This window comes from Propionispira arboris (genome assembly GCF_900109225.1).
GTDB lineage: Bacteria > Bacillota > Negativicutes > Selenomonadales > Selenomonadaceae > Propionispira > Propionispira arboris.
Genome location: NZ_FNZK01000007.1, coordinates 21808 through 33993, shown reverse-complemented (window position 1 = coordinate 33993; position 12186 = coordinate 21808). Strand labels below are relative to the sequence as shown.

Annotated in this window: 7 protein-coding genes; 2 read left to right on the top strand and 5 right to left on the bottom strand. The window is 39.1% G+C overall.

From position 1 onward, the window contains the following. Positions 1-117: 117 nt before the first annotated feature. Together ilvN and ilvB are read right to left on the bottom strand one after the other, a co-directional pair. Positions 118-618 (bottom strand): acetolactate synthase small subunit, encoded by a 501-nt coding sequence (ilvN, locus tag BMY14_RS08410; protein ID WP_019552924.1) that lies wholly within the window; start codon positions 616-618, stop codon positions 118-120. After that, positions 615-2306, bottom strand: coding sequence for a biosynthetic-type acetolactate synthase large subunit (gene ilvB / locus BMY14_RS08405; protein ID WP_177177532.1), 1692 nt, complete (start codon positions 2304-2306; stop codon positions 615-617). Before ilvB ends, ilvN begins: the two co-directional genes overlap by 4 nt. A 271-nt stretch (positions 2307-2577) precedes the next feature. Between ilvB and BMY14_RS08400 the strand changes: the two genes are divergently transcribed. Further along, the gene (locus tag BMY14_RS08400) at positions 2578-3996 is read left to right on the top strand and encodes an anion permease (protein WP_091830841.1); all 1419 of its coding nucleotides are present in this window, start codon (positions 2578-2580) and stop codon (positions 3994-3996) included. 138 nt (positions 3997-4134) lie between these two features. Then, positions 4135-4995, top strand: a complete 861-nt coding sequence (locus BMY14_RS08395; protein WP_019552927.1) for a LysR family transcriptional regulator — start codon at positions 4135-4137, stop codon at positions 4993-4995. 82 nt (positions 4996-5077) lie between these two features. Here BMY14_RS08395 and malQ read toward each other — a convergent pair whose 3' ends face one another. The 3 genes from malQ to glgB all read right to left on the bottom strand — a co-directional run bounded on the left by malQ (position 5078) and on the right by glgB (position 12144). Next, positions 5078-8524: a 4-alpha-glucanotransferase gene (gene malQ, locus BMY14_RS08390; protein ID WP_091830839.1), complete on the bottom strand. Its 3447-nt coding sequence runs from the start codon at positions 8522-8524 to the stop codon at positions 5078-5080. A gap of 82 nt (positions 8525-8606) precedes the next feature. Next, on the bottom strand, positions 8607-10043 hold the full coding sequence (gene glgA, locus BMY14_RS08385; protein WP_091830837.1) for a glycogen synthase GlgA: 1437 nt from the start codon (positions 10041-10043) through the stop codon (positions 8607-8609). Between the two features lie 28 nt (positions 10044-10071). After that, positions 10072-12144, bottom strand: coding sequence for a 1,4-alpha-glucan branching protein GlgB (gene glgB, locus BMY14_RS08380; RefSeq protein WP_091830835.1), 2073 nt, complete (start codon positions 12142-12144; stop codon positions 10072-10074). Positions 12145-12186: the final 42 nt, after the last annotated feature.

Here is a 12186-nt window from a genome sequence, read left to right as displayed (position 1 = left end):
ATTAAACCGTTAAGTCATCTGCTTCGAAGTTGCACTATAAAAAATCCACAAAGCAAGTATTCCAGATCTCTTTTTATTGTAGTATTTTCAAAACTTGATGTCAATTGAAATCCTTTTTTAGGCCTCTTTCGCCGGAATCGGACCTCTCGACAATGCAATAGCACCGGTTCGGGCAATTTCAATAATTTCATATTCAGCCAAAACTTCACAAATCGCATCGATTTTGCTTTGTTCTCCTGTCAGTTCAATAACAACATTTTCACGGTTCACATCCACGATTTTCGCTCGAAAAATATTAACAATATTTATAATGTCAGCTCTCGTCTGCGGCGTTGCTTTAAGCTTGATCATCACCAGTTCTCTCTTAATCGAATCGACTTCACTGAGATTAACTATTTTGATCACATCGATCAATTTTGAAAGCTGATTAACCACTTGATCAAGTTCCAGCTGATCATCTACGGATACAACAATGTTAATCCGTGTCACGTCCACCTCTTCGGTATAGCCAGCCGCAATACTTTCAATGTTAAAAGCACGACGACTGATAAGACCAGCAACATGTGTAAGAACCCCTGGCTTATTATCGACTAAAACAGCTAATAAATATTTTTTCATTGTGCATCCCTCCCCAGTACCATCTGATCAAGTCGATTTCCGCCAGGCACCATTGGTAAAACATCTTCAACTTCTGGCAATATAACATCAATCAAAGCAGGACCTTTATGGGAAAGTGCTTCTTGTAGTGTAGTCTCTAGTTCAGCTAGTTCATTAATCCGATACCCGGCAACCCCCATTGCTTCTGCTAGTTTCACAAAATCAGTCTTGCCATTCAGCCGCGACTGCGAATAACGTTCCCCATAAAACATGCGCTGCCATTGTGTCACCATGCCTAAAACATGATTATGCAAAACTATTATTTTTACATCAATATCATAATCAGCAGCGGTTGCCAGTTCCTGACAATTCATCATAATACTGCCATCCCCGGTAAATAAAACAACCGTATTTTGAGGTCGACCAAGTTTAGCACCAAGCGCAGCAGGGAGACCATATCCCATCGTACCCAATCCACCTGATGTCAGTAATTTTCTTGCTTTGCCAAATTTATAAAACTGTGCAGTCCACATCTGATGCTGTCCAACATCCGTCACAACAATCGTATCGTCATCGGTCAATTCATTCACTTTTTCAATAAGCTGCTGCGGCATAATACAACCGGTATCTTGCTTATAAGAAAAGGGTACTTTACTACATAGACCAATGGCATACATACGCCACGCTGAAAATATGCCTTTAAAATCATCCGAAAGAGATTTTATTTTACGTGAAAAAATGGGGAGTGACCAACGCAGATCACCCACTACCTTATAAGTAACCGGAATATTTTTATTGATCTCAGCTGGATCTACATCAAATTGAACAATTTTTGCCTTAGGGGCAAATTCAGCAATAACCCCTGTTACACGGTCATCAAAACGTATACCGATCCCAATTAAAAGATCGCATTCCATAATAGCCATATTGGATGCATAAGAACCATGCATCCCCGCCATACCTAAATTCCCATCATAAGAAGCTGGTATACAGCCCAGTCCCATCAATGTAGTTGTAACTGGAATACCTGTCTGGTCAATTATTTTTTGCAATTCAGCTCCCATATCAGCTAATGTCAAACCACCACCAATAAAAAACAAGGGGCGTTTTGCAGCTTTCACCGCTTCAACAGCCACCTCTATCTCAGCTTCATTGCCGTTAAACTCACCTTTATACCCTTTGAGATTTACACTGGTCGGATATATATAATTAAACTCAGCCGCAAAAACATCTTTCGCTATGTCAATCACAACCGGCCCCGGACGTCCGGTCCGGGCAATAAAAAAAGCCTCTTTCATTACGCGCGGCAGCTCTTCAACATTTTTCACAAGATAATTATGTTTTGTAATGGGCGTTGTAATACCACACATATCCGCTTCCTGAAATGAATCTTTACCAATAAAAGATGTTCCAACCTGCCCTGTAATGCAAACAAGAGGAATCGAATCCATATTGGCTGTTGCAATCCCTGTAACCAGGTTGGTTGCACCAGGACCAGATGTTGCAATACAGACACCTACTTTACCCGTTGCCCGCGCATAGCCATCAGCAGCGTGTACAGCACCTTGTTCATGTTTCGTCAGGATATGTCTAAAACCCATTTTATATACTGCATCATATAAAGTCAGAACAGCTCCGCCTGGATAACCAAATACAACATCTACCTCTTCTTTTTTTAAGCTTTCAATCACTGCTTGAGCACCATTCATTCTCAACAGCAGCCCCTCCTTTACACTATCACAGTATTTTCATTATATTATATACTATTTTTATACATTATGTCACTCTTTGTTTCTTATAGAAGCAGATTTGTATATTAACAAAATCTGCAATACCTAGCATTATTAAATTATGCAATCATCCCCTATAAAATTTTTTAATTTTACATTACTCCGCTATTTTTATATGATTTAATTAATAAAATTTATAAAGCGAATTTTCATACATTTTAAAAATTCGTTGTATCAGGGAGCGTTGCATATGAAAAACCTTTTCGGACAAAGCAAACTACCAGCTATTATCCTAACATTAGGTACAGTCCTCGTCCTATGGTTCATACCTGTACCAGAAGGATTGAACCTTCAGGCTTGGCGTTTATTCGCTATTTTTATGGGAACTGTCGTTGGTTTCATGTTACAACCAGTCGAATTAGGAACGGTCGCCTTTGTTGCTATGGTTTTTGCTGCCTTAACCGGAGCATTATCATTTCCACAGGTACTGTCAGCGTTCAGCGGTAGTACAGTATGGCTGATTGTTTCGGCTTTTATCTTAGCCAGAGCTTTCATCATTACCGGACTAGGGCGCAGAATCGCCTACATAACAATGCGTGCCTTCGGGGACAGCAGTTTAAAACTGGTTTATTCATTGGCACTCAGTGATCTCATTATTGGACCAGCAATTCCTTCGAATTCAGCTCGAGCCGGTGGTTTGGTTTTTCCAATTGTCCAAAGTCTTGCGGAAGCATTTGATTCATATCCTGGTAAATCAGCTCGAAAAATTGGTGCATATTTAGTTGTTTGCGTTTTTCATTTAGATTTAGTCGTATCGGCAATGTTTTTAACAGCCATGGTTGGAAATCCGATTGCTGTTGGTATTGCCAAAAAAGTTTTAGATGTTGATATCACTTGGATCGGCTGGTTTGTTGCCGCCGTAGTTCCTGGCACAGTTGCCTTACTAGCAATCCCTTATGTACTTTACAAAGTCTATCCACCTGAAATAAAAGAAACACCTGAGGCAAAAGTCATCGCCGCCAAAGCCTTGACGGATATGGGTCCAATGTCTCGCAGTGAAAAATATTTGCTGTTCGTCTTTGTATTCTTACTTGCATTATGGGCAACGGCTTCTATTACAAAAATAGAAGTTACTCTGATTGCTTTTATGGGGTTAGCCATTTTGCTTTTAACACGAGTACTCAGCTGGAATGATGTTATTAGTGAAAAAAGAGCTTGGGACACACTGGTCTGGGTCGGCAGTGTTATCACCATGTCGGATTATTTGAACAAAACTGGTTTCATTCCTTGGTTTTCTCGTCTTTTAGAAAATCAAATGGTTGGTGTCGGTATGCTGACAGCTGTTGTACTCTCTTTTGTGATTTATCTATACAGCCATTATTTCTTTGCCAGCATGTCCGCCCATGTAACAGCAATGTATGCAGCCCTTATTACTCTCGGTGCCGCTGCGGGCGCACCAGCTTTTATTTCCGTCTTTGTTGTAGCAATCGCTTCTAATATTTGTGGTTGTTTAACACATTTTGGTACAGGTCCTGCTCCCGTATATTTCGGTGCAGGTTATGTAGATCAAAAAACCTGGTGGAAAATAGGCTTTGGAGTATCCCTTATGCATATTGTCATCTGGCTTGGTGTCGGCGGCGTATGGTGGAAAATTCTCGGTTATTGGTAATAACCACCTTATATTGATATCCCTTCAGCCGAACGGTATAAGCGCCCGTTCGGCTTTTTATTTTTTATAAAGGAATGCCGTCCACAAGTACAGAATCTATATAATATATGTATTATAGCGTTTTAAGGGGGATCATCTATGGAAGACCGTGATTGGTTAATCATGCAGGCTTTATATGCCGAAAAAAACATAACAAAAACCGCACAATCACTTTATATGTCACAGCCAGCGCTTACATCAAGACTCCAGCATATTGAACGAGAATTCGGTGTAAAACTCGTTCACCGCAGTACAAAAGGAATCCAGTTCACAGCGGAAGGGGAATATCTTGTCACATCATCCAGCGATATTGTTAATCGCTTCAATCTCATAAAAGAAGAAATCAAAAATTTATCCCAGCAAAATGCAGGTACCTTGGAAATCGCTGCCTCAAATTATTTGACCATGTATACGCTTCCTCAGCTCCTGAAACGATTTAAAACAGAATATCCAAATGCCAAATTCAAAGTAACCACAGACTGGACGAAAAATATTTTCAGTCTTATCTATAACCAAAAAGCTCATGTTGGTTTTGTAAGCGTCGACTACGGTGGTTGTAAAGATATGCATCTCCTATATGAAGAACCCATCTGTATCGCCTCAACAACACCTTTTGACTTTAAAGATCTGCCAAATTTACCGCGTATCGAATACAAAAGTGATTATCTATTAAAGTCACAGCTTGATAAATGGTGGCGAGAAAATTTTGAGCAGCCGCCAACAATTAGTATGATGGTTGATAAATTAGCAAATTGTAAAGAAATGGTAAAATTTGGTCTCGGTTATGCAATACTACCGTTGCGCATTCTGCACGACATTCCTAATATCCATCGTTTGAACTTAAAAAACAAGGAAAATCAGCCAATCACACGAAAAACATGGATGATTTGCAACGAAAGTTCAATGGAACTGCCACTTGTTAATTTATTTGTCGATTTCGTGAAAGCATCACATTTATAATCGCCTTTATGTCCAGACAGAATATAAAAAATGACAGAGCCTCCAAGGTTCTGTCATTTTTTTGTTTTGTTCAATTGGAATTTTATCGTTTATATTTCTCACATAATTTTGTAAGTTCCTTACTTAGATCCAAAGTGAAATCTGCTTTACCCGCACACCATTGCCAGTTTGTACCAACGGTTCCCGGTTTGTTCATTCTACCATCACTACCAAGCCGCAATAAGTCTTGCATCGGCACAATGACTGAACTTGCATTCGACGCATAGGCAAACTCAATCAGTTTATCACAAATGTCCATTGGAACTTTAGCATCTGCACCAATTAAATCCGCTACTGCTTCTAGTGTTTTACCATCAATATTTTCTGTTGCCCACCCCACTGTTGTATTATTGTCATGCGTTCCAGTATAAACAACGCAGTTTTGATTGCATATAAAACCCAGTCGCTCCATTTCATTAAGATACAATTCAAAATGCAGAACTTTCATACCTGGAAAGCCACATTCATCTTTAAGATTTTCTACGGCTTCCGTGATAATACCTAAATCTTCAGCAATAATCGGTAATTTTCCAAAATATTTTTCCAGTATCGCAAAAAAATGCCGGCCTGGTCCTTGAACCCATTTTCCATCGATCGCAGTTGTTGCTGCGCCATCTACCTCCCAATACGATTCAAACCCACGAAAATGATCAACACGAATAATATCCACCATCGTCAACAGTGTTTTGAAACGATTGCGCCACCACAGATAATCATCTTGTTCCATCTGATCCCAGCAATAATGAGGGTTCCCCCAAAGTTGTCCTGTTACACTAAAATAATCAGGCGGTACGCCAGCCACCTTGAGTGGATGTCCTGCTTCATCGAGTAAAAATAGGTTTTGATTTGCCCAGACATCAGAGCTGTCATGAGCAATAAAAATCGGCATATCACCAATGATTTCAATACCTTTGCTATTGGCATATTCTCGCAATTTTTTCCATTGCTTAAAAAATATATATTGCAAAAATTGATAGTACGAAATTTCTGTATGAAGCAGCTTACGAAATTTCGTCAAAATTCCTGGCTGCCGTGAAATTAGGTCCTTATCCCAAGTATTCCAAGCAGTTTCCTTAAATTGTTTTTTCAGTGCCATAAAAAGAGCATAGTCTTCCAGCCATACCTTGTTTTCGTCACAAAAAGCCTGATAAGCACCGTCAGCTTCTGCTGTCACAAATTTTTGATGTGCTTTGTGGAGACATTTTTCTTTAAATGCCCAGACACCCTCAAAATAAACGCAATGACGGACATCTGCAAAGGGAACCTTGACATCCTGTGCCGTAAGCAGCCCCTCATCCAATAGTTGAGTCAATGAAATAAGCATCGGATTCCCCGCAAAAGCTGAAGGGGACTGGTAAGGTGAATATCCATAGCCCACTGGATTAAGTGGCAGGATCTGCCACAATTTCTGCTTTGCCCCCACCAAAAAATCGACAAAATCATAGGCCGGCTTACCAAAATCACCAATTCCATACTTAGATGGCAATGATGTTGGATGCAGTAAAATCCCGGCACGGCGTGGCAGCTGCTCAGCTTCAGAAATCATCTGATAGACAAGTCCTGTCAATGCCTTGATTGTAATCGTCAGTTTTCCATTATGCACCATAACCAACTCGCCGTTATGGAACACTTCTGTAAGCGATCCACAAGCTATCCCATGTACATCCAATTCGACCGTCCGTTCATGCACTTTACTGCGATTGAGTAAAACAATAAATACTTCATTATCCGCTGCTTTACCAAAAACATCTTGATTTTTTTCAAGAATCCTCGCATACGCATATACATCAGCCGTATCATAGATTGGAATCAACTTACCAGTTTGCAAAACAACATGCTGATTTCGCAGTGCTATCACACGTTTATACCAATCTAACAGAATTTTATTTTCTTTACCCCAGGTATAAGTGCCACGATTATAAGGATCTTTAAATCCTTGCATTCCAATTTCATCCCCATAATATACGCAAGGAACACCAGGAAATGTCATCTGCCATAAAACTGCTAATTTGAGACGATCCAACCCTAATTGAAAATGCTCCTGATCCATACGATATTTTCCCTGATTCACCGCTGGCATGCCTTCATAAAAAGGTGCTTCGCCTAATGTTGTGATCGCACGTTCCACATCGTGGCTATCGACAAGATTCATCATTGCATAAAAATTTTCAATCGGATAATTTTCTTGAAGGCTCAAAAGTTTCCGATTGGTTTGCTCTGCATCCACATAGTCTAAGAGAAAATCTAAAACGATCCGACGGAACGGATAATTCATCGCTGAATCCATCTCTTGTCCACAAAGATACTCCCGCGTTGACCCATAACTAATCTTATTTGAAGCATCTTCCCATACCTCACCTATCAAAACAGCATCCGGATTTTCTTCTTTGAGAACCTGATAAAAACGTTGCGAGAAAGCCGCTGGAAGTTCATCCACCACATCAAGCCGCCAACCACTAACACCTTTTTTGATCCAATGTTTCAGCACACTGTCATCTTGATTAATGATGAAATCCATGTAGGATGGTATAGTTTCATTCACATTTGGCAATGTATGAAAACCCCACCAACTATCATATTCATAGGGATAATTATGAAAACTATACCACTCATAATATGGTGAACGCGTCGATTGAAAAGCACCAATTGAATCGTAATTGCCATCCCGATTAAAATATTTGCTGTCACTACCGGTATGACTAAAAACACCATCGATAATAATTGCTATGCCCATCGTTTTGGCCGTTTCACACAATACGGTAAAGTCTTCATTGCTGCCCAATAAGGGATCAATTTTATGATAATCTCCTGTATCATAATGATGATTACTCGGTGATTCAAAAATTGGATTCAAGTAAATAACAGAGATACCTAATTCTTTCAGATACTGCAGCTTTTCGATTATCCCCGTCAAATTTCCACCAAAAAAATCATAAGCTACAATTTCTTTGGTATCAACATCTTTATAGTAACAGGGGGCATCTTCCCAATTGGCATGAATAACGGCGCCTTTTTTAGAAATCAATTTATCTCCGCTGCGATAAAATCGATCTGGAAAGATTTGATACATGACCGAATGTTTAAACCAATCCGGTGTCTTAGCACCTATATTGAATACCGTAATTTGGAATGAAGGCGGCACATGGTCATAGCACTGTCCTACGCCGCCTAAATGCTCCATATTATTTCCATAAAAAAAAGATTTTGTTGCCGTCACAATCACAAAATAGTACCAAAGCAGGCAGCCTTTATCCGGAACCATAATTTCACAAGTATAATGATCACAGTCTGTACCTGCAGAAACCGTAGACATCGGAACCAATTTTTCTCCAGAGCTTTCCTGCCAAATTCTAACAAATATAGAAGATATATTACCACGCATATTTACATCTAAACTCAATTTAATACTGGATTTTGCCCGAACTGCACCAACCGGATTTCGATAATATGAATGCTGTGAATTATGAATAATTTTTCTTTGTTCCCGCATATTACCTCACCTTTTTATTAATCAAGCTATGGAAAAAGCCCAACAAGTATTACAGTACCTGTTAAGCTTCCCATAGTTCGATCTATTTTTTTAGACTCGTATAGAGTTCTTTATATTGCTGGGCTGATTTTTTCCAGCTGTAATCACTTGTCATAGCATTTTGAACAATCGTATTCCAAATGGATTGATCGCTATAAGTCCCCAAAGCTTGTTTGATCGCAAATAAAAGTTCATGTGCATTATAATTTGTAAAAACAAAACCATTACCAGTCTGTGTATATTTATCAAAAGCTTGAACCGTATCTTTTAACCCGCCCGTTTCACGAACAATCGGAATGGCTCCATAACGAAGTGCAATCAGCTGACCAATACCACATGGTTCATAACGAGACGGCATGATAAACATATCAGCTGCCGCATAAATTTTATGAGCTAAACTATTACTAAAGGTGATATTCGCCGAAACTTTTTTGGGGAAACGCCACGCCAAACCTTTGAACCAGTCTTCATATTTTTTATCGCCTGTCCCAAGAATAACAACCTGTACATCTTCATGCTGTAAAATTTCATCCATGATACGAATAATAAGATCAAGGCCTTTCGTACCAACGAGCCGCGATACAATCGCCAGCACAGGCACCTTACGGTGCACCGGCAGACCAAGTTCTTGCTGCAAAGCTACTTTATTATCAAGCTTAGCACTGGTTGAATTCTCATCGTAATTGACCACCAAATGCCTATCGGTCTTAGGATTATAAAGATCATAATCGAGTCCATTTATGATACCAACAAGTTCTTTGGAACGTTTGCACAATAAACCATCTAGTTTTTCACCAAAATATTCATATTGGATTTCCTGCGCATACGTGCGGCTTACTGTCGTGATGTAATCTGAATAAATAATACCGCCTTTCATAAAATTAACTGCATCAAAAAATTCTAAATCACCATTTTGAAAATACTTCATATCCAATCCCAATACATCATTCATAACGCTCTTGGGAAAAACACCCTGATATTTTAAATTATGAATCGTATAAACGGTACGGATATTTGTATAATAAGGGTCATTCTGATGTTCTAATTTCAGAAAAACACTTACCAAACTTGCATGCCAATCATTAATATGAATAATATCTGGCTTAAAATCAAGTTTTGGTAACATATTTAATACAGCACGACTGAAAAATGAAAAACGTTCTGCATCATCATCATACCCATAAAACCCTTCACGTTTGAAATATTCTTCATTGTCAATAAAATAAACCGGAACGGTATCATGTTCTACATATTCTACACCACAAAATTTTTCACGCCAGGCCACACGAATTTGCGTATTAAGCAACGGTTTCATCTTTTTTTTATATTTTTCTGCTATATTTCCATATTTCGGCATAACAACTCGCACATCAATCCCCTGTGCCCGTAACTCTTTCGGCAAAGAGCCCGCTACATCTGCCAGGCCACCCGTTTTTGCAAATGGTACTACTTCTGATGCTACAAAAAGAACTTTTAACATATTGTTTTATTCCTCCTTTTTTGCATTCTTATTGTATTGACTTATTTTTGGGGCGGGATCTTTTTTTTGCGCCCTTATCATTTGAAACCTCTTTTTTCATTATGTCTGTTTTTTTATGTTTTGGCATGTCTAAGTTTACTGAAGTTTTTATTGCTTTAGCTTCTGCAACTATATTTTCACCAACAGAGCGATTTATTGTTTTTTTTTCCAATTGCAATTGAAAATAAATAGTAGCTAAAGGCGGTACTGTAAAGCGAATCGATTGTTCCTGGTTGTGCCAAATGACATTCTCCGTACAAATATCATCTTTATTCAAAACATTGGACCCCCCAAACATTTCCGCATCACTATTAAAAATCTCTCGATAAGAACCTTTTACCGGCACACCAATCCGGTATTCATGATACACTGCCGGCGTAAAATTGCACACAACAATGAGAAAGTTATCGGGATCTTTCCCCTTGCGAATAAAAGAAATGACACTGTTTTCATTATCATTACAGTCGATCCATTCAAATCCATGCCAATCAAAATCAACTTCCCATAATGCCTGGTGCTGCAAATAAAAGGCATTCAAGCTCTGTGAATACGTCTCCATTTTCGCATGCATCGGATATTCCTGTACCAAGTGCCAATCCAAACTATCATCGTATTTCCATTCGATAAATTGACCAAATTCACTGCCCATAAACAATAATTTTTTACCAGGATGGGCTATCCAATAGCCAAAAAATGCCCGTAAATTCGCAAATTTTTGCCAATAATCACCTGGCATTTTCTCGATTAATGAACCTTTTGCATGAACTACCTCATCGTGTGAGAGCGGCAAGACAAAGTTTTCCGAAAATGCATAAACAAATGAAAATGTAACCTTACCATGATTCCATTTACGCTGACTCGAATCCAAACTCATATAATCAAGCATATCATTCATCCAGCCCATGTTCCATTTGTAGTTAAAACCAATTCCCCCCATGTGAACGGGCTTTGATATCATCGGCCAGGAAGTTGATTCTTCCGCCATCATCAATGCATACGGATGATATTTAAAAATTGCCTGATTGAGTTTTTGCAAAAAATCCATACCTTCTAAATTACCGGAATCTCCATATTTATTAGGTTCCCATTCACCATCTTTGCGGGCATAATTCAGATAAAGCATATTAGCCACTGCATCAATCCGCAGACCATCTATATGGTACTGCTCCAGCCAGAACATAGCATTTGAAATCAGAAAACTATGCACTTCCGTACGACCATAATCAAAGTTCGTTGTACCCCATTCCCAGTTTTCAGCCCGACGTTCATTATCAGATTCATAAAGCGGCTGCCCATCAAAATGCCGCAGGCCCTGTTCATCTTTACAAAAATGTCCCGGTACCCAGTCCATAATGATGCTAATGCCATTTTGATGGGCTGTATCGACTAAATAACAAAAATCATCGGGCGATCCATAACGACTTGTTACCGCAAAATATCCGGTTGCCTGATAGCCCCATGAACCATCAAACGGATGTTCACACAATGGCATAAATTCAATATGTGTATAATTCATTTTTTTCACATATTGTATAAGCGAATCCGCCAGTTCACGATAGCTTAAATAGTCCCCTGCAGAATTTCGACGCCATGAACCGAGGTGCACTTCATATATAAGCATCGGTGACTCATAGGATGTTTGCTGCTTCTTCTGCTCTTCCCATACCCGATCATGCCATCCATATTGAGTGATATCAAAGACTTTTGACGCGGTTTGCGGTTTTTTTTCAGCATAAAATCCATAGGGATCTGCTTTTAAAATATGCCCACCGTGCACTGTCTCAACATCATATTTATAAATATCACCCACTTTAACATCTGGAATAAAGAGCGCCCACACTTCTCCGTCCGAAACTTTTTCCATATAGTTTAAAGAACTATTCCATTGGTTGAAATCGCCGACGACACTAACAGATTTCGCATGAGGTGCCCAAACAGCAAACCGAACTCCCAAAACACCATTCTGTTCTATTAAATGTGCACCTAACATCTGATGCGTATGATAATTGGTTCCTTGATGATATAAATATAAGTCAAACTCACTAAGTCTTGAAATCTCCATGATAATGCCTCACCAACTCATTGAATTTTCACCATAAATAAA

Bases quoted from the DNA above. Each gene is read 5' to 3' on its own strand.
- malQ (WP_091830839.1), bottom strand. From the start codon at position 8,524: ATGCGGGAACAAAGAAAAATTATTCATAATTCACAGCATTCATATTAT.
- ilvB (WP_177177532.1), bottom strand. From the start codon at position 2,306: ATGAATGGTGCTCAAGCAGTGATTGAAAGCTTAAAAAAAGAAGAGGTA.
- BMY14_RS08400 (WP_091830841.1), top strand. From the start codon at position 2,578: ATGAAAAACCTTTTCGGACAAAGCAAACTACCAGCTATTATCCTAACA.
- ilvN (WP_019552924.1), bottom strand. From the start codon at position 618: ATGAAAAAATATTTATTAGCTGTTTTAGTCGATAATAAGCCAGGGGTT.
- glgB (WP_091830835.1), bottom strand. From the start codon at position 12,144: ATGGAGATTTCAAGACTTAGTGAGTTTGACTTATATTTATATCATCAA.
- BMY14_RS08395 (WP_019552927.1), top strand. From the start codon at position 4,135: ATGGAAGACCGTGATTGGTTAATCATGCAGGCTTTATATGCCGAAAAA.
- glgA (WP_091830837.1), bottom strand. From the start codon at position 10,043: ATGTTAAAAGTTCTTTTTGTAGCATCAGAAGTAGTACCATTTGCAAAA.